Origin of the sequence: Streptomyces sp. Y7 (genome assembly GCF_043195415.1) — a bacterium.
Lineage (GTDB): Bacteria > Actinomycetota > Actinomycetes > Streptomycetales > Streptomycetaceae > Streptomyces.
In genome coordinates this window covers 17,210-39,331 of record NZ_JBIDDQ010000047.1, presented here as the reverse complement: position 1 = coordinate 39,331, position 22,122 = coordinate 17,210, and the positions used below count along the sequence as shown (strand labels likewise).

The window sequence follows — 22,122 nt, the reverse complement described above, 5'->3', positions numbered from 1 at the left end:
GGGTGGGGTCCGCCCCCCGTCCCCCGTCCCCCGTCCCCCGTTGGCCGAACGGCTTCGCCCTACTGCGGGTCCGGCCCCACGGCCACCGGACGGGACGGGTCCGAGGACCACTCCGACCAGGAACCGACGTACAGGTCCGCCGCAATGCCCGCGACCGCCAGGGCCAGGGCCTCGTGCGCGGCGGAGACTCCCGAGCCGCAGTAGACGCCCACCGGGGTGCCCTCCGACGCCCCCAGGGACTTGAAGCGGGCGGCGAGTTCCGCGGCGGGCAGGAAGCGGCCGTCCGGGGCGACGTTCTCGTTGGTCGGGGCGGACAGCGCGCCGGGGATGTGACCGCCGACCGGGTCGATCGGCTCGACCTCGCCCCGGTACCGCTCCCCCGCTCGTGCGTCCAGCAGTACCCCCGACCGGGCGATCGCCGCGGCGCCGTCGGCGTCGAGCAGACCCCTCGCCCCCGGCACCGGCTCGAAGTCGCCTGCCGCCGGCGTCGGAACCGAGGTCTCCAAGGTGCCCTCCCAGGCCGGGAGTCCGCCGTCGAGGACCCGCACGTCGGGGTGCCCCGTCCAGCGCAGCAGCCACCAGGCACGGGCCGCCGCCCAGCCCTGGCCGCCGTCGTACACGACCACAGGAGTCGCCGAGGACACTCCGGATCGCCGCATCGCCCTACCGAATTCAGCCAAGTCGGGCAGGGGGTGACGGCCGCGCGAACCGGGTGCGGAGGCCAGTTCCCGGTCCAGATCGACGTAGACCGCGCCGGGGAGGTGACCGGATGCGTAGGCCCTGCGGCCGTCGAACGGGGGCTCGCCAGGGGTCTTGGCCAGGCTCAACTGCCAGCGGACGTCGAGCAGCACTGGCGGGTGCTGCCCCGTGAGCGCGTTCGCGAGGTCGGATGCGGAGATGATGGCGTTCATGGTCCCCATCCTCGCGCACGGGGTGGCCGCATCGTCCGGCTCCGGATACTCTGCCCGCCGGACAGGTCCGATCACCGGGCGTACGGGATCGGGCACATGCTGTACAGCCGATCGACATCCGTCGGCAATCGCACGGAAACGGGCGGTCCCTCGCACACCGGGCATCCTCCGGTCGGCGGCCGTCGTGCGGCGGCGTGCCCGCAGCGCGCGCGGCCACGGGCGGTGCGAGCATCGGCACGGGGGGCGGGACAGCGGATGAGACGCGGCCACCGCGAGGGGCCGAGGAGAGAGTGACGATGACCGAGGCACGGGGGTCGGCCGGCCCGAACGGCGCGACGCACGCTCGGCACGCGCCCGGCACACCCTGCTGGGTGAGCCTGATGGTGCACGGGCCGGCCGCGACCCAGGAGTTCTACGGAGCCCTGTTCGGCTGGGAGTTCCGCCCCGGCCCCCAGCAGCTCGGTCCCTATGAGCGGGCCCTGCTGGACGGCCGTGAGGTGGCGGGCATCGGCCGGCTGCCGCCCGACCGTCACCTCCCGGTCGCCTGGACGCCCTACCTCGCCTCGAACGACGTGGACCTGACCGCCGACACCGTACGGCTGTGCGGAGGCACCGTCGGCGTCGGCCCGCTGGACGCCGCCGAGGCCGGCCGGATGGCGATCTGCTCCGACCCCTCCGGCGCCGTCTTCGGCATCTGGCAGACGGCCGCCCACCTCGGCACGGCCATCACCGGCGTGCCCGGCACCCCGGCCTGGAACGAGCTGGTGACCTTCGAGTCCGTGACGGTGGCCAAGTTCTACGAGACGGTGTTCGGCTACGAGGCGCAGGCAGCGGACTCCGCCGACCTCGACTACGTCGGCCTGCACATCGACGGGCGCCCCGTCGCCGGCATCCACGGCGTCGGCAACGCCCTGCCCCGTGACCGGGGCGCGCACTGGATGACGTACTTCGAAGTCGCCGACACGGACGACGCGGTGGAGCGGGTCGTCGGCCTGGGCGGACATGTGCTGCGGCCGGCCCGCGACAGCGCCCACGGCCGGGTGGCGACGGTGGCGGACCCCGAGGGCGCGCGGTTCTCCGTCATCCAGAAGCCGCGCTGACGGCGGTCCCGTCGCGGCTCAGGCCGACTGCACCGGCAGCACGTCCGGGGACAGCGCCGCCGCCCGTGCGCTGGCCGCCGTCATCCGGCGGCGGTGGTGGCGGCGGCACAGGACCTCGTAGCCGACGGCGTCGGACTGGTTGACGTCGCCGACGACCACCTGGGCGCCCTCGACGACCATCTCGCCGCCTATCGTGCGGGCGTTGTGGGTGGCGCGGGCGCCGCACCAGCACAGGGCCTCCACCTGGAGGACCTCGACCCGGTCCGCGAGCTCCACCAGACGCTGGGAGCCGGGGAAGAGCTTGCTGCGGAAGTCCGTCGTGATGCCGAAGGCGTACACGTCGAGACCCAGGTCGTCGACCACGCGCGCGAGTTGGTCGATCTGGGCCGGGGCGAGGAACTGGGCCTCGTCGGCGATGACGTAGTCCGCGCGGCCGCCCCGGGAGAGATGGTTGACGAGGTAGGCGTAGAGGTCCATGCCGTCCTCGACCTCCACCGCGTCGGTGACCAGGCCGAGCCGCGAGGACAGCTTGCCCTCGCCCTCGCGGTCGTCACGCGTGAAGATCATGCCCGCGAGACCACGCGCCGAACGGTTGTGCTCGATCTGGAGAGCCAGTGTCGACTTCCCGCAGTCCATCGTTCCGGAGAAGAACACCAGCTCGGACATGTGGAGTTGAGGACCTTTCGGCAACAAGGGGCGTGGGGAGGCTTCAGGAGCGTACTTCGAGCAGGGGGACCAGCTGCTCGGCGGGGGTCATCGAGCCGTGGTTGCCGACCATCGCCGACTCCTTCGGCTCCCGCTCGGAGGCGATGATCAGGACGTCGTCGCGGGCGGCCGCGACGACGTCGCCGATGCGGTCGTGGACCCGCTCGTCGATCTGCGGCCCGAACCAGCCCGCCTCGATCGCCTCGTCGCGTGAGGCCACCCAGAACTGCTCGCCGAGCACCTCGCGCCAGCAGGTCAGGACGTCGCCGACGGCGCCCGGCACCGCGTACACGTGCCGCGCCCGGCCCTCGCCGCCCAGCAGGGCCACGCCGGCGCGCAGCTCCCAGTCCGCGTCGAAGTCGATGCGGTGGTCCTCGTCGAAGGGGACGTCGATCATGCCGTGGTCGGCGGTGACGTAGAGCGCGGTGCGCGGCGGGAGCTGCTCGGCGAGGCGCTGGACGAGCCGGTCGACGTACATCAGCTGGCCGCGCCAGGTGTCGGAGTCGACTCCGTAGCGGTGGCCGGCGCCGTCGAGTTCGGCGTAGTACGTGTAGACCAGGGAGCGGTCGCCGGCGGCCAGTTGCTCGGCCGCGAGGTCCATGCGCTCCTCGCCGGTCAGCCGCCCGAGGAACGTTCCGCCACTGAGCGCGACCTTGGTCAGGGGGGTGTTCTGGAAGGTGGGCGAGGACACCTGGGCCGCGTGCACGCCGGCCCTCTGCGCCAGCTCGAACACGGTCGGATACGGCTGCCAGACGTGCGGCGGCGTCCACGGGTTCCAGCGCAGCTGGTTCATCAGCTCACCGGTCTCGGGGTTGCGCACGGTGTAGCCGGGCAGGCCGTGCGCGCCCGGCGGCAGCCCGGTGCCCACGGACGCGAGCGAGGTCGCGGTGGTCGCCGGGTAGCCGGTGGTGATCGGGCGTCCGGTGCCGCCGCGCGAGCTGCCGAGCAGCGCGCTCATGAACGGGGCCTCGTCGGGGTGCGCCCTGAGCTGTTCCCAGCCGAGGCCGTCGATCAGGAACACGCAGTTGCGGTCGGCGGGGGTCAGCTCGCCGATCGTGGCGGTCATGCCCGGTACGGCCATGCCGGCGGCCAGCGTGGGCAGCAGATCGGCGAGCGAGCCGCTGCCGTACTCGGGGGACGGCGCCGAGGCGACGGCGAGGGGTTCCGGATGGGGGTCCCAGGCGGTGGACTGTGCGCTGTGGGACATCAGCGGGTGACGTCCGCGGTCGCCTCGGACAGCGCCTGGGCGAAGGCGAGCGCCTGGCGCACCGTCTCCGGTCCGTCGCCGGCCTCGCTGACGCGCAGGCTGAGGTCGTCCGCCGTCGAGCTGCCCGTGTAGCCGTGGTCGGCCTCGCAGTTGGGGTCTCCGCAGGCGGCGGGCTCCAGGTCGATGCGGGAGACGGCGCCCCAGCCGATGGTGAGGACCACCTCGCGGGGCAGCGTGCCCACCGTGTACTGCTCCGGGTTGGCGACGACACGGCTGAGCACGACCGAGGAGATCCGGCCGATCTTGACGGACTCCGTCGAGGTCGTGGCGTAGGGCGTCGGGGAGGTGCTGTCCGCGGCCTGCTCGTCGGTGTGGCTGACGATGAAGCGGTTGCCGGTGAGGACGAGGACGGTCACATGCCGCCGCACCTCGTTCTGGTCGAACGTGGTCTCCTGGTGGACCAGGTACGACCGGATGGGCTCGCCGCCCACGGCGGCCTCCACCGCCTCGGCCACGAGGGCCGGGTAGTAGCCGCTGCGCTCGATCGCCGCTCGCAGCCCCTGGGTCGTCGTACTGGTCTTGGCCATGACGTCCATCCTACGGGGGTGCACTGACTGCGAGGCACCGCTCAGAGCGGTCTCAGTACGTCGGCAGGGTCCTCGGCCCGAGGTCGTCGCGGGCCGGCGGCAGCGCGAGGCGCACGGAGGCGCCGAGCACGCTCAGGCCGTGGGTGGCGACGACGACCGGCTCCAGGGTGACCGCCACGACCTCCGGGTGGTCGTCGACCAGCCGCGACACCCGCAGCAGCAGTTCCTCCAGGGCGGGGGTGTCGACGGGCGTCGAGCCGCGCCAGCCGAAGAGGAGCGGTGCCGTCCGGATCGACCGGACGATGGAGGTGGCGTCGCGATCGGTCACCGGGATCAGCCGGTGCGCCATGTCGCCGAGCAGCTGGGAGGCGGCTCCGGCGAGCCCGAAGGACAGCACGGCGCCGGCCGCCGGGTCGATCACGGCCCGTACGACGGTGTCGACGCCGCGCGGCGCCATGGTCTGCACGACCGGCCTGAGCTCCTCCGGTCTGCCGAACAGCTCGGTCAACTCGGTGTACGCCCGCCGCAGTTGTTCCTCGTCCGCGAGGTCGAGCCGTACGCCGCCGAGGTCGGCGCGGTGCCGCAGGTGCGGGGCGGTGGCCTTGAGGGCGACCGGGTAGCCGAGGGTGCGGGCGGCGTCGACGGCCGCGTCGGGGGTGGGGGCGTGCAGGGCGCGGTGCACCTCGATGCCGTACTTGCCGAGCAGGTCGCAGGTCTCGTCGGCGCCGAGCGTGAGTCCCTGTCCGCGCGCGAGGAGGCCGTCGATCAGCCGGGCGGCGCCCTTCTCGTCGATGTCCTCGTACTCGGGCACCTTGCCGGGCTCGGCGGCCTCGCGGCGCCACTGGGCGTACTTGACGGCCTCGCCCAGAGCGCGGACCGCGCGTTCGGCGGCCGGGTAGGCGGGGATGAGGCGGGGGGCGTTCTCGGTGGTGTCCGACGGTTCGGGCAGCGGTTCGGCCGGGAAGTCCAGCGGGCGGAAGGGGTGGTCGCGGCCCGCGGTGCGGGGCGCCGTCGTACCGGCCCGGGGCGCGGTGCTCGCCGCGGCGGACAGGGCCTCCGCGAGCCCTCCGAGCTCCACGTGCACCACCAGGACGGGCTTGCCCGGCACCCGCTCGGCGGCCGAGCTCAGGGCCTGCGCCAGCTCGGCGTCCCCGGTGGTCGCGTCCCCGATCGCCGGTATCGCGGTGACGACGACCGCGTCGCAGGTGTCGTCGGCGAGCGCGCGGGAGAGCGCCTGGTGGAAGTCGGCGGCCGACGCGGCGGTGGTCAGGTCCAGCGGCGGCAGCGGCCGCAGGCCCTCGGACAGACAGGCGTCGTACGTCAGCAGGCCCAGCGACTCGGAGTTCCCGAGGATCGCCACCCGCGGTCCGGTCGGCAGGGGCTGGCGCGCGAGCAGCAGTCCCGCGTCCACCAGCTCGGTGATGGTGTCGACCCGGATCACGCCTGCCTGCCGCAGCAGCGCGGAGACGGTGGTGTGCGGGAGCCGGGTGACCCGCACGGTGTGGCCCTGCGGCGCCGCTCCCCCGTGCCGCGCGCCCTGCACCACGACCAGCGGCTTCGCGGCCGCGGTGCGCCGGGCGAGGCGGGTGAACTTGCGCGGGTTGCCGATGGACTCCAGGTACATGAGGACGACGTCGGTGTCCGGGTCGTCGTACCAGTACTGCAGGACGTCGTTGCCGGAGACGTCGGCCCGGTTGCCGGACGACACGAAGGTGGAGATGCCGGTGACGCCGGTGACTCCGCCGCCGCGCCGGTGCAGCCGGGACAGCAGGGCGATCCCGATGGCGCCGGACTGCGCGAAGAGGCCGATGCGGCCCGGCCTCGGCATCTCGGGGGCCAAGGAGGCGTTCAGCCGTACGTCGTCGGCGGTGTTGATGATCCCGAAGGCGTTCGGGCCGATGATGCGCATGCCGTACGTGCGCGCGTGCCGGACGAGTTCGCGCTGGCGCTCGCGTCCGTCGGGCCCGCTCTCGGCGTAGCCGGCGGAGAGCACGACCAGGCCCTGCACGCCGTGCTCGCCGCACTCGGTGACCACGTCGGGGACGTACTCGGCCGGCACGGCGACCACCGCGAGGTCGACCTGCTCGTCGATGTCGCGCACGGAGCGGTGCGCGGGAACTCCGTCGACCTCCTTGAGGTCCTCCGGGAACGCCTTGTTCACGGCGTACAGCCGTCCCGTGAAGCCGGCGTCCCTGATGTTGCCGAGGACGCCGCGGCCGACGCCGCCGGGGGTGCGGCCGGTGCCGATGACGGCGACGGAGCCGGGCGTCAGCAGCCGGCGCACGGACCTGGCCTCGGCGCGCTGCTCGCGCGCGTACTGCACGGCGAGCGAGCGGTCGGTCGGCTCCAGGTCGAACTCCAGGCGCACCACGCCGTCCTCGAAGCTGCGCTTCTGCGTGTACCCGGCGTCCGTGAACACCTTGATCATCTTGCTGTTGGCCGGCAGCACCTCGGCGGCGAACCGGCGGATGTCGCGCTCGCGGGCGACCGCGGCGATGTGCTCCAGGAGGGCGGAGGCGACGCCGCGCCCCTGGTGGGCGTCCTGGACGAGGAAGGCGACCTCGGCCTCGTCGGCCGGTGCGGACGCGGGCATTCCGTCAGCGCCGATCCGGTCGTAGCGTACGGTGGCGATGAACTCGCCGCCCACCGTGGCCGCGAGTCCCACCCGGTCCACAAAGTCGTGGTGCGTGAAGCGGTGGACGTCCTTCGCGGACAGTCGCGGGTAGGGCGCGAAGAAGCGGTAGTACTTCGACTCGTCCGACACCTGCTCGTAGAAGCTGACCAGGCGCTCGGCGTCATCAACGGTGATGGGGCGGATGCGCGCGGTGCCGCCGTCGCGCAGCACCACGTCGGCTTCCCAGTGGGCGGGGTACTCGTGCCTGTCCGAGGCGCTCTGCATGGGGCCCAGATTACGGCTCGCGTACGACAACGGCGCGAGGCAGTCTGTTCGGGACGTCACGTGGGGTCGAGGCCGCGACCCCACGGTCACTTCGGGAGGGACAGCCGTCCCGTTCCGGCGTGCTTCACGAGTGTGGGAAACTGGTCTAGACAACCCTGAGAACCGAAGGGCAGCATCACATGGCTGAGCGCCGCGTCAACGTCGGCTGGGCCGAGGGCCTCCACGCCCGCCCCGCCTCCATCTTCGTCCGAGCCGCCACGGCCGCAGGCGTCCCGGTGACGATCGCCAAGGCTGACGGCAACCCCGTCAACGCGGCCTCCATGCTGGCGGTCCTGGGCCTGGGCGCCCAGGGCGGCGAGGAGATCGTCCTCGCCTCCGACGCCGAGGGTGCGGACGCCGCCCTCGACCGTCTGGCCAAGCTGGTCTCCGAGGGACTCGAGGAACTGCCCGAGACGGTCTGAACGACCTGAACGGGCCTCCGTAGCGAACGGTGAAGCCGCGTCCGCCTTTCCGGCGGGCGCGGCTTTACTGTTTCAGCGGGCGCCGCCTCGCTGTTTCGGGCAGGCGCCGACGGAATTCACGGCGCGACCGGTCGTGAATCCGAAAAGGGCAGCGGAAATTCCTCCCCGCCGAATACCTTCTCTTTGTATACGGCGCGCGTGTTAATGCCGCAGGCTCGGCATGTTTACGGGATGTTGCGAATTCCTCACACGGTCCGCGCGCTCGCCGCCCGCGGCGAACCGCAGGCGGTGCGCGGAGAGGGAGCGCTCGGTGTGCAGCGCCGTGATCGCGCGGGCGCGTTCGCCGTCGCCGCGCGCCACCGCGTCCACGATCGCGCCGTGCTCGGCCCAGGACTCCACGGGATCGACCGGCGCTTCCACGGCGTACATCCAGGCGATCTTGTGGCGCAGCTGAGCCAGGATCGAGGTCAGGGCCGGACTGCCGGTGGACTGGGCGAGCGTCTCGTGGAACCAGCCGCCCAGGGAGCGCAGGTCGTCGCTGTTTCCCCGCCTGGCCCGCTCCTGCCCCAGCCTGACCAGGCCGCGCAGGACCTTCAGATGGGCCTCGGTGCGCCGCTGGGCGGCCCGGGAGGCGCCGAGGGGCTCCAGCAGGCCGCGCATCTCCAGCAGGTCGGCGGCCTCCTGCTCGGTCGGTTCGGCGACGCACGCGCCCGCGTGACGCCGGGTCACCACGAAGCCCTCCGCCTCCAGGGTGCGCAGGGCCTCCCGCACGGGGACGCGGGAGACGCCGTAGCGGCGGGCGAGCAGTTCCTCGGTGAGCCGGCCGCCACGCTCGTAGACACCGGCGACGATGTCGTCCCGGATCGCCGTGCACACCGAGTGCGCCGGAATACGCATGCCCGACCTCCGCCTTAATCCCCGTGAAACGTCGACCAATGACGTGTTCCCGAGGACTCTATTGCAACCGGCCGGAATTTCCGACGGGGAGCCGAAATCCATGCATATTTTTTGGTCAGCGGGGGGTCGAAAACATCGAAAGCCCCGGCTCGGGGAGCCGGGGCTTCGAAGGGACGCGCGGGGGGCAGCGTCAGACGTTCACGCCGTGCCCGCGCAGATAGGCCACGGGGTCGATGTCGGAGCCGTACTCCGCCGTGGTGCGGGCCTCGAAGTGCAGATGCGGCCCGGTGACGTTGCCGGTGGCGCCGGAGAGGCCTATCTGCTGGCCCGGGGTGACGGACTGGCCCACCGAGACGCCGATGGACGACAGGTGGCCGTACTGCGTGTACGTGCCGTCGTTCATCTTGATCACGACGTTGTTGCCGTACGACCCGCCCCAGCCGGCCTCGACGACGGTGCCGGCACCGACGGCGTGCACGGACGTGCCGCTCGCGGCGTGGAAGTCGACGCCGGTGTGGCTGCCGGAGGACCAGACGGCACCGCCGGTCTTGTAGCCGGTGGAGACGTACGAGCCGGCGATCGGGGCGACGTACGACAGCAGGCGCTTGCGCTCGGCCTCGCGGGCGGCGCGCTCCTTGGCCTCGCGCTTCGCCTCGGCCTGCGCGGCCGCCTTCTCGCGCGCGGCCTCCTGAGCGGCCTTCTTCGCGGCGGCGGCCTCGGCGGCGGCCCGTTCCTGGGCGATCGCCTGGGCGTCGATCTGGTCCACGATCGAGTTCTCGACGGTGACGACCGGGATGAGGCCGGTCTGCTCGGCGGCGGGCTCGGCGGCCAGCGCCGGGGCGGCCAGGGTGCCGACGACTCCGGTGGCGGTGAGCGCGGCGACTCCGGCCGCGCGGGCGGTGGTGCGCTCGAACCGGCCGGGCCTACGGTGCTTCCCGGTGGGGCGGTTCTTCCCCGTGGCGCAGGTGAACGCCATGAAGTGGCTGGTCCTTTCCTTCCCTCTCGCCTACCGGGTTAGCTGACGGGTTCGGAGCAGGAAGGTCTCCTACGGACCCCCTCGCGACTCGCGCGGGCGTCCGATTCACCCCAGGGACTACGGGTGGGTCCCCGGCTCCCCTGGCTCGCGCCGTACGGGGACTCGGCGATGACTGTCCGGTGCCGCGGGCGCGGCGCACTGCCTGACGGACAGCCCGGAAGACGCTAAACGCGGCATCTTTCAATCCCCAAACGGATCGCGGCTTTTGTAGCGCATCCCACAGGCCAGACAGGCAACCTCTCCCTCAATTCGGGCATAAAGGGGCCCTGGTGACTCTTGGGTCACCAGGGCCCCTGCACGCGCGTGGCGCCGGACGGCGCGAGCTCGTCCTCTACTCGGCTGCCACGACGGTCACTTCACCGATGCCGAGGGCCTCGACGGGCTCCCGGATCTCGGCCGCGTCGCCGACGAGGATCGTGACCAGACGGTCCACCGGGAAGGCGCTCACGGCCGCCGCGGTGGCCTCGACCGTGCCGGTCGCGGCCAGCTGCTGGTACAGCGTCGCCTGGTAGTCGTCGGGCAGGTGCTGCTCGACCTGGTCGGCCAGCGTGTTCGCCACGGAGGCGGCGGTCTCGTACTTCAGCGGCGCCACCCCGACGAGGTTCTGCACGGCGAAGTCCCGCTCGGCGTCGGTGAGCCCCTCGGCGGCGACCCCGCGCAGGACCTTCCAGAGGTCGTCGAGGGCCGGACCGGTGTTCGGGGTGTCGACGGAGCCGCTGATGGCGAGCATCGCCGCGCCCGTGCCGTCCGGGGCGGAGCGCAGGACCTGGCCGAAGGCCCGCACGCCGTAGGTGTAGCCCTTCTCCTCACGCAGGACCTTGTCCAGCCGGGAGGTGAGGGTGCCGCCGAGGCAGTAGGTGCCGAGCACCTGCGCGGGCCACACGCGGTCGTGCCGGTCCGGGCCGACACGGCCGATCAGCAGCTGCGTCTGGACCGCGCCGGGACGGTCGACGATGACGACGCGTCCGGTGTCGTCCGCGATGACCGGCGGGACCGCGCGCGCCTCGCCCGGGGAGCCGGTCCAGGCGCCCAGGGTGTCGCCGAGCAGGGCGTCGAGGTCGACGCCGGTGAGGTCGCCGACGACCACGACGGTGGAGGTGGCGGGGCGTACGTGCCGCTCGTAGAAGGCGCGTACGGACGCCGCGTCGATGCCGGCGACGGTCTCCTCGGTGCCCTGGCGCGGGCGGGACATGCGCGCGGTCGCCGGGAACAGCTCCTTGGAGAGCTCCTTGGCGGCCCGGCGCGAGGGGTTGGCCAGCTCGTGCGGGATCTCGTCGAGCCGGTTGTTCACCAGGCGCTCGACCTCGCTGTCCTCGAACGCGGGCGCCCTGAGGGCGTCGGCGAGCAGGCCGAGCGCCTTGGACAGCCGGGAGGCGGGCACCTCCAGGCTGACCCGGACGCCGGGGTGGTCGGCGTAGGCGTCGAGCGTGGCGCCGCAGCGCTCCAGCTCGGCGGCGAACTCCTCGGCGGTGTGCTTGTCGGTGCCCTCGGACAGGGCGCGCGCCATGATCGTGGCGATGCCGTCGAGGCCCTTCGGCTCGGCGTCCAGGGGCGTGTCCAGGAGCACCTCGACGGCGACGACCTGCTGGCCGGGGCGGTGGCAGCGCAGGACCGTGAGGCCGTTGTCCAGCATGCCGCGATCGGGCGCCGGGAACGCCCAGGGCCGGGCCTGGCCCGCCTGGGGCTGCGGGTGGAACTCCATGCTGGCGAGCTCGGTCACTGCGCCGACTCCTCGTTCTGGTCGGTGGCGGGGGCGGCCCCGTCGCCGGCGGCGGCTTCCGGTTCCTCGGCCTCGTCGGCGACCGGCTCGTACACGAGCACCGCGCGGTTGTCGGGGCGCAGCCGGGCCTGGGCGACGGCCTTGACCTCCTCGGCGGTGACGTCGAGGACGCGCTGGACGGCGGTGAAGGCGAGCTGCGGGTCGCCGAACAGGACGGCGTACCGGCACAGTTCGTCGGCGCGGCCCGCGACGGTGCCGAGCCGGTCCAGCCACTCGCGCTCCAGCTGGGCCTGCGCGCGCTCCATCTCCTCGGCGGTGGGGCCCTCCTGCGCGAAGCGGGCGAGCTCCTCGTCGACGGCCGACTCGATGACGGGCACCTCGACGTCACCGGAGGTCTTCACGTCCAGCCAGCCCAGCGAGGGCGCGCCGGACAGGCGCAGCAGGCCGAAGCCGGCCGCCACGGCCGTACGGTCGCGCCGCACGAGCCGGTTGTACAGGCGGGAGGACTCGCCGCCGCCGAGCACGGTCAGCGCCAGGTCGGCGGCGTCGCACTCGCGCGTGCCGTCGCTCGGGAGGCGGTAGGCGGCCATCATCGCCCGCGCGGGGACGTTCTCCTCGACGACCTCGCGCAGCTGCTCGCCGATGACCTCCGGCAGCGAGCCGTCGCGCGGGGCGGGCTTGCCGTCGTGCCCCGGGATGGTGCCGAAGTACTTCTCGACCCAGGCGAGCGTCTGCTCCGGGTCGATGTCGCCGACGACGGACAGCACGGCGTTGTTGGGCGCGTAGTAGGTGCGGAAGAACGCGCGGGCGTCCTCCAGGCTGGCCGCGTCCAGGTCGGCCATCGAACCGATCGGCGTGTGGTGGTAAGGGTGTCCGTCGGGGTACGACAGCGCGGTCAGCTTCTCGAAGGCCGTGCCGTACGGGACGTTGTCGTAGCGCTGGCGGCGCTCGTTCTTGACGACGTCCCGCTGGTTCTCGAGGCTCACCTCGTCGAGTGCCGTCAGGAGGCTGCCCATGCGGTCGGCCTCCAGCCACAGCGCGAGCTCCAGCTGGTGGGCGGGCATGGTCTCGAAGTAGTTGGTGCGCTCGAAGCTGGTGGTGCCGTTCAGCGAACCACCGGCGCCCTGGACGAGCTCGAAGTGCCCCGTGCCCTTGACGCTGTTCGAGCCCTGGAACATCAGGTGCTCGAAGAGGTGGGCGAGTCCGGTACGGCCCTTGACCTCGTGGCGGGAGCCGACGTCGTACCAGAGGCAGACCGCGGCGACCGGCGTGAGGTGGTCCTCGGAGAGCACCACGCGCAGCCCGTTGGCCAGGCGGTGCTCCGTCGCGGTGAGGCCGCCGGATTGTGCCTCCGGTGTGGCCGTGTGACCCATGGGCAAGGTGTCCTTCCGGTCGCGTGCACTTCGTTGTGCCGAGCAGTTCGGCATGAGTTCCTGCCACTGTATGCAGCGTGCGAAGGCTCGGCGAAGTTCCCGGTCAGAACCGCTGCCTCGGGACGCGCGTGTGGCGCGTGGGTCGGATGTGCCGTGTGTGCGCGGGGCGGTCACTCCGGCGAGTGAACGCTTGTGGGGCGTGAGCTTGCCACCGGGGTCGGAGTGCCTGTGCGGGCTCCCTGGTCCAGGCCTGTCGGTGCTCGATGGCGGAGTCGGTCGCCGACGAGGGCCGGCGTCGGCGACACTTCTCAGGCGCCGGGCCGGAGCCCAACATCGGGTCCTGGTCGGTGGTTGTCAGTGCCGCGGTCCACAATGGTCCGCGTCAGATCCGTCCACGCTTCAGCAAGGAGCCGGCAGCGATGGCCCGCCGTAGCACGAAGACCCCGCCGCCCGACGACTCGTACGAGGAGAAGATCCTCGACATCGACGTCGTCGACGAGATGCAGGGCTCCTTCCTCGAGTACGCGTACTCGGTCATCTACTCCCGCGCCCTGCCCGACGCCCGCGACGGCCTCAAGCCGGTGCATCGCCGCATCGTGTACCAGATGAACGAGATGGGCCTGCGCCCCGACCGCGGCTATGTGAAGTGCGCCCGCGTGGTCGGCGAGGTCATGGGTAAGTTGCACCCGCACGGCGACGCGTCGATCTACGACGCGCTGGTGCGCATGGCCCAGCCCTTCTCCATGCGCGTCCCGCTGGTCGACGGCCACGGCAACTTCGGCTCGCTGGGCAACGACGACCCGCCGGCCGCCATGCGGTACACCGAGTGCCGTCAGGCGCAGGCGACGAGCCTGATGACCGAGTCGATCGACGAGGACACGGTCGACTTCACCCCGAACTACGACGGCCAGGAGCGGGAACCGGTGGCGCTGCCCGCCGCCTTCCCGAACCTCCTGGTCAACGGCGCGTCCGGGATCGCCGTCGGCATGGCCACGAACATGCCGCCGCACAACCTCGGCGAGGTCATTTCCGCCGCCCGCCATCTGATCCGCCACCCGAACGCGGATCTGGACACCCTGATGAAGCACGTCCCGGGCCCCGACCTGCCCACCGGCGGCCGGATCGTCGGCCTCGCCGGCATCCGGGACGCCTACGAGACCGGCCGCGGCACCTTCAAGATCCGCGCCACGGTCGAGATCGAGACCGTGACCGCCCGCCGCAAGGGCCTGGTCGTCACCGAGCTGCCCTTCACGGTCGGTCCGGAGAAGGTCATCGCCAAGATCAAGGACCTGGTCGGCTCGAAGAAGATCCAGGGCATCGCCGACGTCAAGGACCTCACCGACCGCGAGCACGGCCTGCGCCTGGTCATCGAGATCAAGAACGGCTTCGTGCCGGAGGCGGTCCTGGAGCAGCTGTACAAGCTGACGCCGATGGAGGAGTCCTTCGGCATCAACAACGTCGCCCTGGTCGACGGCCAGCCCCTCACCCTCGGCCTCAAGGAGCTCCTCGAGGTCTACCTCGACCACCGCTTCGAGGTCGTGCGGCGGCGCAGCGAGTTCCGCCGCAGCAAGCGCCGCGACCGTCTGCACCTGGTCGAGGGCCTGCTCACCGCGCTGGTGGACATCGACGAGGTCATCCGGCTGATCCGGTCCAGCGAGAACAGCGCGCAGGCGAAGGAACGCCTGATGGAGCGCTTCTCGCTGTCCGAGGTCCAGACCCAGTACATCCTCGACACGCCGCTGCGCCGTCTCACCAAGTACGACCGCATCGAGCTGGAGGCGGAGAAGGAGCGGCTCAACGAGGAGATCGCCGAGCTGACCCGGATCCTGGACTCGGACGCGGAGCTGCGCAAGCTGGTCTCCGCCGAACTGGCCGCGGTGGCCAAGAAGTTCGGCACCGAGCGGCGTACGGTCCTGCTGGAGTCGGCGGGCACCACGGTCTCCGCCGTGCCGCTCCAGGTGGCCGACGACCCGTGCCGGGTGCTGCTGTCCTCGACGGGTCTGCTGGCCCGTACGGCGAACGGCGACCCGTTCGCGGAGGACGACGACGCCAGGCGCTCCAAGCACGACGTGATCGTCTCGGCGGTGCCGGCCACGGCCCGCGGCGAGGTGGGCGCGGTGACGTCCACGGGCCGGCTGCTGCGGATCAACGTCATCGACCTGCCGCAGCTGCCGGAGACGGCGTCGAGACCGAACCTCGCGGGCGGCGTGCCGCTGGCGGAGTTCATGTCGCTGGAGGACGGCGAGTCGCTGGTCTGCCTGACCACGCTCGACGAGTCGTCGCCCGGCCTCGCGCTCGGCACGGAGCAGGGCGTCGTGAAGCGTGTGGTGCCCGACTACCCCTCCAACAAGGGGGAGTTGGAGGTCATCACGCTGAAGGACGGCGACCGGATCGTCGGCGCGATCGAGCTGCGCACCGGTGAGGAGGACCTGGTCTTCATCACGGACGACGCCCAGCTGCTGCGCTACCAGGCCGCGCAGGTCCGCCCGCAGGGCCGCGCCGCCGGCGGCATGGCCGGCATCAAGCTCACCGAGGGCGCGAAGGTCATCTCGTTCACCGCGGTGGACCCGGCGGCCGACGCCGTGGTGTTCACGGTCGCCGGCTCGCGCGGCACGCTGGACGACTCCGTCCAGACGACGGCCAAGCTGACGCCGTTCGACCAGTTCCCGCGCAAGGGCCGCGCCACGGGCGGTGTGCGCTGCCAGCGGTTCCTCAAGGGCGAGGACTGCCTCTCCCTGGCCTGGGCGGGCGCCACTCCCGCACGGGCCGCGCAGAAGAACGGCACACCGGCCGAGCTTCCGGAGATGGATCCGCGCCGCGACGGCTCGGGTGTGTCACTGGCGAAGACGGTGTCGGTGGTCGCGGGACCGGTCTAGGCCGGGAGACCGTCGGGGCCCTGGTCGAGGGACCGGTCTAGGCCGGGAGACCGTCGGGGCCCTGGTCGGGGGACCGGTCTAGGCCGGGAGGCCGTCGGGGCCCTTCTCGCCGGGGCCCCGCAGACCCCGGTCCTGCAGGTCCGGGTCCCCTGCGTCCGGCTCCTCCGGCTCCCGTACGTCCGGCTCCTATACGTCCGGCTCCCGTACGTCCGGCTCCCGTACGTCCGGCTCCTGTACGTAGCGCAGGACGCCCCACATGCCGTGCTCGTCGGCGTGTGGGGCGTCGGTCTTGCACGCCTCCAGGTCCTTGGCGAGGGCGGCGGAGTCGATACCGGAGCCGATGAGGACGAGCTGGGTGAGTCGAACGTCGGCGTCGGCGTCGGCGTCGGCGTCGGCGTCGGCGTCGGCGTCGGCGTCGGCGTCGGCGTCGGCCCACGGTTCCGGGTAGAAGCGCAGGAACGGCCCGACGGCGTGCACGGCATAGCGGTTCGCGGCGTCGTGCGGCCCGAAGTCCACGTACCCCTTGATCCGGTACAACCCCTCCGGCCTGCTGTCCAGGAACTCCATCAGCCGGCGCGGATCGAGGGCCTGCTCGGAGACGAAGGAAAGGCTGTCGTACGCGGTGTGCAGGTGGCCGTGGTGGACGTCCTGGTCCTCGCCGTCGCCACCGTGCTCGTGCAGGTCGTCGAAGGACAGCTGCCCGATACGTTCCTCGCTGGGCCGGCAGTCGAAGAGGAACTCGGGGTCGATACGGCCGTGGACGGCAGGGACGACGGCGGCGCGCTCGGCGAGCTCACGGACCAGCCCGAGGACGCGCCCGCCGTCCGCCGCCCGGTCGAGCTTGTTGACGACGACGAGGTCGGCGAGGGCGAGGTGCCGGTCGATCTCGGGGTGCTTGGCGCGTGTGGTGTCGAACTCGGCGGCGTCGACGACCTCGACGAGTCCGCCGTACACGATGCCGGGGTGCTCGCTGGCGAGCAGCATGCGCACCAGTTCCTGGGGCTCGGCGAGCCCGCTGGCCTCGATGACGATGACGTCGATGCCGGTGGCCGGCCGGGCGAGCCGCTCCAGATAGACGTCCAGCTCGCTCGCGTCGACCGCGCAGCACAGACAGCCGTTGCCGAGGGAGACCGTCGAGTCGCCGAGCGCGCCGGCCACCGCCATGGCGTCGATCTCGATGGAACCGAAGTCGTTGACGATGGCCCCGATGCGGGTGCCTCCGCTGCGATGGAGGAGGTGGTTGAGCAGAGTCGTCTTGCCGGAACCGAGGAATCCGGCGAGCACGACGACTGGAATCTGCTGCGGCCCGGGGCCCTTCTGACTCAACGTGCGACCTTTCTCACGCCGACGGGTGCACCGGCTCGCGACGCGGCGCACATCCGGAAATTTGAATGCCGCCCCAGGATACGAGCCGGAAGAATCCCCGCGAAGTGAACGATTGTTAGCTGCACTTGCCGGGCAGACGTTGGGCATGGCGCCGGAGTGTGCGACCCTCGCTTCCCTCTGTGCGCCTCCTCTCCGCCTCCCCGCCGATCAGAGCCGCTCGGCACTCTGGGAGACGGCAAGCGCCGCCCACCGCTCGCCGGTCCCCTCCAGACGACCCGCATCCCGACGACCGGCGGACGGCCGCCTGATCGGGGGTAATTGACATGGCCACACGGAAATGGTTCGCGGGGAGGTTGTGCACGGCCACGCTCGCCGTCCTCATCACCACCGCGAGCGCAGCGCTGGCATCACGCCAACGGCGGTCGGAGGAGGCACGTCTGCAGGAGCGGCAACTGGAACTCGAGGAGTTGGCGATCCGCCGCAAGGCCCTCGCCCATCAGCAACGCATGCAGTGGGAGCTGCTGGCCAGGGCCATCGACGACCCCTCCCTCGCCGCGGTGATCGACACCTACGACAAGAGCATCCCGGCGGAGAGGCGCCGGCAGTTCTTCTACGCCAACGCCTGGTACGTGCACCTCTTCCACCTCTACCGAGCGGGCCTGCTGGACCGCGAGGAGCTGTACCGCCACCTGCGGGAGTTCTTCCAGAGCCCGATATTCCGCGAGTACTGGGAAGCCTCGCGGCACATGCGCGCCTCCCTGAACGAGGCATCCGAGGAAGCCCAGCTGGGGCACATGGTCGACGGCCTGGTCAGCGACCTCGACGAAGCCGATACCGACGAGTGGTGGGTGGTCGGCAACCCTCCGACGGACTGACGGACGCAGCTCGTCGACCCGTCACGCGCACGCAGGCCTGCTCTGTCCGCGCAGGCTGCCCTCTGACAGCTTCGTCCCCGACCCCACGGCGGCCTGATGGCTCTCCCCTGCTGTCCGCACACCTGGGGCGGGTGGCCCCCGGGGGGCCGTGCTGTCAGCCAGTATCTGCGGCCGGGGCGAAGGGGCCGTCCAGGGCGGCCCATTGCAGCAGCATGATCGTTTTTCCGTCGGTGATGCGTCCGTCACGGACCATGGCGAGAGCCTCCGCGAAGGGCAGTTCGAGCACTTCGATGTCCTCACCGTCCTCCTCGAGACCGCCGCCGGCTCCGGTGCGGTCGACGGGGGTGTAGGGGGCGGCGTAGAAGAACAGGCGCTCGGTGACCGAGCCGGGGCTCATATAGGCGTCGAGGATGTGGGCGATCGGGCCGAGCGTGACGCCGAGCTCCTCGGCGGCCTCGCGCCGGACGGCGGCGAGCGGGTCGTCGCCGTCGAGCAGCCCGGCGGCGGCCTCGACGAGCATGCCGTCGGGGTGGTCGTTGACGTAGGCCGGGTAGCGGAACTGACGGGTGAGCAGCACACAGCCGCGCTCGGCGTCGTACGGCAGGACGACCGCGCCGTTGCCACGGTCGTACGTCTCGCGCTGCTGGGTCTCCCAGCGTCCGTCGCGGCGGCGGTAGTCGAAGGTGGTGCGGCGCAGGACGTGCCAGCCCTCGGAGGTGAGGTCCACCTCCCTGACCACGACGTCGGGGTTGCGGTCCAAGTCACGTCCGGCCCGGTCGAGGCCGGTGCGGCCGCGATGGTCGGGGGTGTCGATCCCGGGGCGGGCGCGATGGTCGGGGGTGTCGATCCCGGGGCGGGCCATTACGCGGCCTCGCCTTCCCGCGAAGCGCGGCGCGGGATCTCGGCCACGTCGTGGTAGACGGGCAGGCCACGGCGGCGGGCCGTGGCGACGTCCTGGTCGGCTCCGGTGGAGTCACCGGGGAGCCGGAGCACGGCGTCGCAGTGGGCGAGCAGACGTTCGGCGGTCGGGTACAGCACCTCATCGGCGAGAGGGTCCGCGGGCCCGGCGCCGGCCGAGCGGAGGACGGGCAGGGCCACCCACTCACCGATCATGGGCACGTGGCCGGCGGCGAAGACCGGCCAGGCCGCAGCTTCCAGGCGGGCGAGGTTGGCGGCCATGGCCCGTGGGTCGCCGTCGGTGCCGGAGCGGTAGGGCCCGGCGATGAGGATGAGCATCGGCTTGTCGGTCATGCCGCGCTACGATACATGCAGAAACGTGCAAGAACATGAAGGAGTATGGATGCTGGCCGCTCAACGACGTGCTCATCTGCTGGGTCTGCTCGCCCGGCAGGGCAAGATCGTCGCCAAGGACGTCGCCGCGGACCTGGGCATCTCCGAGGACAGCGTGCGCCGCGACCTGCGTGACCTCGCCGCCGAGGGACTGTGCCAGCGCGTGTACGGCGGGGCGTTGCCCGTCTCCCCGGCCGTCGCGGACTACGCCGCCCGGAAGACGGTCACCCCCGACGGCAAGCAGAAAGTCGCCACGGCGGCCGCCGCACTGGTGCGGCCGGGCAGCGCTCTGATCCTGGACGGCGGCACCACCGCCCTCGCTGTGGCCCATGCCCTTCCGCCGGACCTGGACTGCACCGTGATCACCCACAGCCCGACCGTCGCGGCCGCACTGCTGGAGCATCCGCTGGCCGAGGTCTTCCTGCTCGGCGGCCGCATCTTCAAGCACTCCGCGGTCGCCTGCGGCGCGGCCGCGGTCGAGGCCGCCCAGAACATCTCCGCCGACCTGTGCCTGCTGGGCGTGACCGGCGTCCATCCTGAGACGGGGCTCACCACCGGCGACCCCGAAGAGGCCGCGATGAAGCGCACCTTGGCCGCACGGGCCGCGGACACCTACATCCTCGCCTCGTCCGAGAAGATCGGCACGGCCTCGCGGTTCCGCGTCCTGCCCTGGGAAGACATCAGCGGACTGATCACCGACGCCGACCCCCACCACGCGACCGTCGAGCAGCTCACGGCGCACGGCGTGGAAGTCCTCGCAGCCGGCTGAGACGACGCGCCGGACGGTGTGAGGTCGCCGCAGGTTCAACACGTCGGCCCGTCACGACTGTTCGCCCACAGACCGCGACGGACCGAGCACCGCGGCGGCGTCAACCCCGGCCGGGCCAGGGCCACGTAACGCCAAGTCGGTCAAATGCAGGCACGGCGGGACACGACTGAGTGATCTTTTGTTGATCGAGCCTCAAGGCCAGGAGCACCGTGGCATCCTGCTCCTCATCAATCTCGCCCACCCTCACTAGCACCAGTTGTTTGGTAAGGACCGGTACCTTTGAAGATCGTGCGCCGCATCGGTGTGCCTCCAAGCGCCCGTGGCAGTAACTCAGGAGCCACCTGCCCGGACGTGTTCGAGCTGAGTGACGGCAACTTCGCCGTCATCGGCACCGAGGCGACCGAGGCGCTGGAGCATGAACTGCCCGCCGACGCCGCCCGCGCTGACTACGAACGCATCGTCATCGTGAGCAGAGAAACTCTCATCCGCGCCAAGGCAGACATTCCCGACGCCTGAGACTCCCCGCACGAGCACGCGTCCCACCCCAGACCCGTACCGTCACACCACACCCCCCGGCCGCACGCACACCGTCGAGCGAGCCGGGCCACCGACCGGCGAGCAGCCGGCACCCCGTCACTGCTCGATCTCCCCCGATGAGGCCTGGCGCCAGAACGGCACCAGGCCACACGCATGTCTGCAGCCCCTGGAGCAGCACAGCGCCCCCTCGAGCCCTCGCTCCGCACCAAGTCAGGTTAGGCTCACCTCTGTGAGTACGTGCTCAACCGTCTCGCAGGACCTCGACGAGCCCATCGCGGGGACCGCGGCGACCGCGACGACATGGCTGCTGCTGGAGCAGCCCGGTCCGTGGGGTGCCAAGGCGCTCACCCAGAGCCACCTGGATCCCGCGCTGGGCCGCGCTCTGGAAGCGGCCGCGCAGGGCACCGGCGTACGTGTCGCCCTGATCCGCCGCCCCGGCCGCCACGCGGACTGCGGCGGGCCCGCGGCACGCCAGGTCTACGTGGCCCACACCGTCCCCGGCAACGTGTGGCTGCACTCCGCCACGATCAGCGACCCCCAGCGCCTGCTCGACCTGGACTTCACCGCCCTCGGCATGGGCGATCACCACACCTTCGACTCGGTTCTCCAGGGGCGCCCCCACATAGGCGACCCGCTTGCGCTCGTCTGCACCAACGGCAAGCGCGACCGCTGCTGCGCCCTCCTGGGCCGCCCGCTCGCGGCGGAGCTCGCCGCATCCGGGGTGGACGGCGTCTGGGAGGTGACGCACCTGGGCGGCCACCGCTTCTCCCCCACGCTGCTCGTGCTGCCGTACGGCTACGCGTACGGCCGGGCGCAGGCCCATGCCGTCAAGGAAGTCCTGCACGGCGTCCAGGAGGGCCGGATCGTCGTGGCGGGCTGCCGCGGGAACTCCGCCTGGGAGCGGCCCGGCCAGGCGGCCGAGCTGGCCGTCCGCAGGGCCACGGGCGAGACCGCGGCCGAGGCGCTGAGCGTCGTACGGACCGACGGCACGGCCCCGCGCTGGGAGGTCACCGTCGCGCACGTGGACGGACGGCACTGGAGGGTGAGCGTCGCCCAGGGCGCCTCCCTGCCGCCCCGCCCCGAGAGCTGCGGGTCGGTCCTCGGCTCACCCGCACGCATGGACGTGGTGGCGCTGCGCGAACTGAGGATGACGGCGGCCCTCGCGGGCTGACCGAGCGACGGGTCGGCACGCCAACCGAACCGAGAGTCGAGTCAGCGCCGGCAACCGGGCCATGAGTGGGGTCAGCGCCGACACCCGGGGCGAGGGCGGGCCGCCGTCAGTAACCGGACCGCGAGTGAGGCCAGCACCGACACCCGGACCGAGCGCGGGCCGGCGCCGGCAACCAGACCGCGAGTGAGGCCAGCACCGACACCCGGACCGAGCGCGGGCCGCCGTCGGTAACCGGACCGCGAGTGAGATCAGCACCGGCACCCGGAACGAAGGCGGGCCGGCGCCGGCAACCGGACCGCGAGTCGAGGTCAGGGCGGGTCAGCGCCGGCGATCCAACCGCGGGACAAGGCCGCCCCAGCGGCCCGACCGCGGGACGACGCCG

Annotated in this window: 19 protein-coding genes and 1 riboswitch; of the genes, 7 read left to right on the top strand and 12 right to left on the bottom strand. The window is 72.0% G+C overall.

Annotation, left to right across the window (positions count from 1 at the left end; all coding sequences use genetic code 11):
- Positions 1-59 precede the first annotated feature (59 nt).
- Positions 60-911: a sulfurtransferase gene (locus ACGFW6_RS44640; protein WP_393523419.1), complete on the bottom strand. Its 852-nt coding sequence runs from the start codon at positions 909-911 to the stop codon at positions 60-62.
- Positions 912-1,207: 296 nt separating this feature from the next.
- Between ACGFW6_RS44640 and ACGFW6_RS44635 the strand changes: the two genes are divergently transcribed.
- Entirely contained in the window at positions 1,208-2,011 is an 804-nt protein-coding gene (locus tag ACGFW6_RS44635) for a VOC family protein (RefSeq protein WP_393523417.1), read from the top strand.
- 18 nt (positions 2,012-2,029) lie between these two features.
- On the opposite strand, the gene ACGFW6_RS44630 is transcribed toward ACGFW6_RS44635, so the two are convergent.
- From ACGFW6_RS44630 to ACGFW6_RS44615, 4 genes are read right to left on the bottom strand one after another with little or no spacing between them, the layout of a single operon-like run.
- Positions 2,030-2,677, bottom strand: coding sequence for a thymidine kinase (locus ACGFW6_RS44630; protein WP_393523414.1), 648 nt, complete (start codon positions 2,675-2,677; stop codon positions 2,030-2,032).
- A gap of 43 nt (positions 2,678-2,720) precedes the next feature.
- Positions 2,721-3,923 (bottom strand): alkaline phosphatase family protein, encoded by a 1,203-nt coding sequence (locus ACGFW6_RS44625; protein WP_393523412.1) that lies wholly within the window; start codon positions 3,921-3,923, stop codon positions 2,721-2,723.
- Positions 3,923-4,510, bottom strand: a complete 588-nt coding sequence (locus ACGFW6_RS44620; protein ID WP_393523409.1) for a DUF5998 family protein — start codon at positions 4,508-4,510, stop codon at positions 3,923-3,925. The genes ACGFW6_RS44625 and ACGFW6_RS44620 overlap by 1 nt, the downstream gene beginning before the upstream one ends.
- A gap of 52 nt (positions 4,511-4,562) precedes the next feature.
- On the bottom strand, positions 4,563-7,409 hold the full coding sequence (locus ACGFW6_RS44615) for a GNAT family N-acetyltransferase (RefSeq protein ID WP_393523406.1): 2,847 nt from the start codon (positions 7,407-7,409) through the stop codon (positions 4,563-4,565).
- A 179-nt stretch (positions 7,410-7,588) separates the two neighbouring features.
- Between ACGFW6_RS44615 and ACGFW6_RS44610 the strand changes: the two genes are divergently transcribed.
- On the top strand, positions 7,589-7,870 hold the full coding sequence (locus tag ACGFW6_RS44610) for an HPr family phosphocarrier protein (RefSeq protein ID WP_003993478.1): 282 nt from the start codon (positions 7,589-7,591) through the stop codon (positions 7,868-7,870).
- A gap of 201 nt (positions 7,871-8,071) precedes the next feature.
- Here the strand turns inward: ACGFW6_RS44610 and ACGFW6_RS44605 are convergent, their stop codons facing one another.
- The 4 genes from ACGFW6_RS44605 to ACGFW6_RS44590 all read right to left on the bottom strand — a co-directional run bounded on the left by ACGFW6_RS44605 (position 8,072) and on the right by ACGFW6_RS44590 (position 12,896).
- A complete protein-coding gene (locus tag ACGFW6_RS44605; protein ID WP_393523403.1) occupies positions 8,072-8,767 on the bottom strand; it encodes a GntR family transcriptional regulator in 696 nt (231 codons plus the stop codon).
- Positions 8,768-8,957: 190 nt separating this feature from the next.
- Positions 8,958-9,743, bottom strand: coding sequence for a M23 family metallopeptidase (locus ACGFW6_RS44600; protein ID WP_393523400.1), 786 nt, complete (start codon positions 9,741-9,743; stop codon positions 8,958-8,960).
- Between the two features lie 12 nt (positions 9,744-9,755).
- A riboswitch (cyclic di-AMP (ydaO/yuaA leader) is annotated at positions 9,756-9,921 on the bottom strand.
- Between the two features lie 213 nt (positions 9,922-10,134).
- On the bottom strand, positions 10,135-11,523 hold the full coding sequence (locus ACGFW6_RS44595; protein WP_393523397.1) for a M16 family metallopeptidase: 1,389 nt from the start codon (positions 11,521-11,523) through the stop codon (positions 10,135-10,137).
- Complete coding sequence (locus tag ACGFW6_RS44590) at positions 11,520-12,896, bottom strand: M16 family metallopeptidase (RefSeq protein ID WP_393523395.1); 1,377 nt, start codon at positions 12,894-12,896, stop codon at positions 11,520-11,522. Before ACGFW6_RS44590 ends, ACGFW6_RS44595 begins: the two co-directional genes overlap by 4 nt.
- 419 nt (positions 12,897-13,315) lie before the next feature.
- Between ACGFW6_RS44590 and ACGFW6_RS44585 the strand changes: the two genes are divergently transcribed.
- Entirely contained in the window at positions 13,316-15,772 is a 2,457-nt protein-coding gene (locus ACGFW6_RS44585) for a DNA topoisomerase (ATP-hydrolyzing) subunit A (protein ID WP_393523393.1), read from the top strand.
- A gap of 186 nt (positions 15,773-15,958) precedes the next feature.
- Here ACGFW6_RS44585 and ACGFW6_RS44580 read toward each other — a convergent pair whose 3' ends face one another.
- Positions 15,959-17,098 (bottom strand): CobW family GTP-binding protein, encoded by a 1,140-nt coding sequence (locus ACGFW6_RS44580; RefSeq protein WP_393523390.1) that lies wholly within the window; start codon positions 17,096-17,098, stop codon positions 15,959-15,961.
- A 323-nt stretch (positions 17,099-17,421) separates the two neighbouring features.
- Between ACGFW6_RS44580 and ACGFW6_RS44575 the strand changes: the two genes are divergently transcribed.
- Positions 17,422-17,973 (top strand): DUF6082 family protein, encoded by a 552-nt coding sequence (locus ACGFW6_RS44575; protein ID WP_393523387.1) that lies wholly within the window; start codon positions 17,422-17,424, stop codon positions 17,971-17,973.
- Between the two features lie 154 nt (positions 17,974-18,127).
- On the opposite strand, the gene ACGFW6_RS44570 is transcribed toward ACGFW6_RS44575, so the two are convergent.
- Positions 18,128-18,835: an NUDIX domain-containing protein gene (locus ACGFW6_RS44570; protein WP_393523384.1), complete on the bottom strand. Its 708-nt coding sequence runs from the start codon at positions 18,833-18,835 to the stop codon at positions 18,128-18,130.
- Entirely contained in the window at positions 18,835-19,224 is a 390-nt protein-coding gene (locus ACGFW6_RS44565; RefSeq protein ID WP_393523381.1) for a DUF4406 domain-containing protein, read from the bottom strand. The genes ACGFW6_RS44570 and ACGFW6_RS44565 overlap by 1 nt, the downstream gene beginning before the upstream one ends.
- 49 nt (positions 19,225-19,273) lie before the next feature.
- On the opposite strand from ACGFW6_RS44565, the gene ACGFW6_RS44560 reads away from it, so the two are divergent.
- The 3 genes from ACGFW6_RS44560 to ACGFW6_RS44550 all read left to right on the top strand — a co-directional run bounded on the left by ACGFW6_RS44560 (position 19,274) and on the right by ACGFW6_RS44550 (position 21,740).
- A complete protein-coding gene (locus ACGFW6_RS44560) occupies positions 19,274-20,032 on the top strand; it encodes a DeoR/GlpR family DNA-binding transcription regulator (protein ID WP_393523378.1) in 759 nt (252 codons plus the stop codon).
- 279 nt (positions 20,033-20,311) lie between these two features.
- Positions 20,312-20,548, top strand: coding sequence for a hypothetical protein (locus tag ACGFW6_RS44555; RefSeq protein WP_356633175.1), 237 nt, complete (start codon positions 20,312-20,314; stop codon positions 20,546-20,548).
- A 250-nt stretch (positions 20,549-20,798) separates the two neighbouring features.
- The gene (locus ACGFW6_RS44550; protein WP_393523375.1) at positions 20,799-21,740 is read left to right on the top strand and encodes a sucrase ferredoxin; all 942 of its coding nucleotides are present in this window, start codon (positions 20,799-20,801) and stop codon (positions 21,738-21,740) included.
- Positions 21,741-22,122 lie beyond the last annotated feature (382 nt).

Coding starts and splice junctions, on each gene's coding strand:
- ACGFW6_RS44575 (WP_393523387.1), top strand. CDS start 17,422: ATGGCCACACGGAAATGGTTCGCGGGGAGGTTGTGCACGGCCACGCTC.
- ACGFW6_RS44605 (WP_393523403.1), bottom strand. CDS start 8,767: ATGCGTATTCCGGCGCACTCGGTGTGCACGGCGATCCGGGACGACATC.
- ACGFW6_RS44625 (WP_393523412.1), bottom strand. CDS start 3,923: ATGTCCCACAGCGCACAGTCCACCGCCTGGGACCCCCATCCGGAACCC.
- ACGFW6_RS44560 (WP_393523378.1), top strand. CDS start 19,274: ATGCTGGCCGCTCAACGACGTGCTCATCTGCTGGGTCTGCTCGCCCGG.
- ACGFW6_RS44610 (WP_003993478.1), top strand. CDS start 7,589: ATGGCTGAGCGCCGCGTCAACGTCGGCTGGGCCGAGGGCCTCCACGCC.
- ACGFW6_RS44640 (WP_393523419.1), bottom strand. CDS start 911: ATGAACGCCATCATCTCCGCATCCGACCTCGCGAACGCGCTCACGGGG.
- ACGFW6_RS44615 (WP_393523406.1), bottom strand. CDS start 7,409: ATGCAGAGCGCCTCGGACAGGCACGAGTACCCCGCCCACTGGGAAGCC.
- ACGFW6_RS44600 (WP_393523400.1), bottom strand. CDS start 9,743: ATGGCGTTCACCTGCGCCACGGGGAAGAACCGCCCCACCGGGAAGCAC.
- ACGFW6_RS44565 (WP_393523381.1), bottom strand. CDS start 19,224: ATGACCGACAAGCCGATGCTCATCCTCATCGCCGGGCCCTACCGCTCC.
- ACGFW6_RS44620 (WP_393523409.1), bottom strand. CDS start 4,510: ATGGCCAAGACCAGTACGACGACCCAGGGGCTGCGAGCGGCGATCGAG.
- ACGFW6_RS44630 (WP_393523414.1), bottom strand. CDS start 2,677: ATGTCCGAGCTGGTGTTCTTCTCCGGAACGATGGACTGCGGGAAGTCG.
- ACGFW6_RS44585 (WP_393523393.1), top strand. CDS start 13,316: ATGGCCCGCCGTAGCACGAAGACCCCGCCGCCCGACGACTCGTACGAG.
- ACGFW6_RS44590 (WP_393523395.1), bottom strand. CDS start 12,896: ATGGGTCACACGGCCACACCGGAGGCACAATCCGGCGGCCTCACCGCG.
- ACGFW6_RS44570 (WP_393523384.1), bottom strand. CDS start 18,835: ATGGCCCGCCCCGGGATCGACACCCCCGACCATCGCGCCCGCCCCGGG.
- ACGFW6_RS44635 (WP_393523417.1), top strand. CDS start 1,208: ATGACCGAGGCACGGGGGTCGGCCGGCCCGAACGGCGCGACGCACGCT.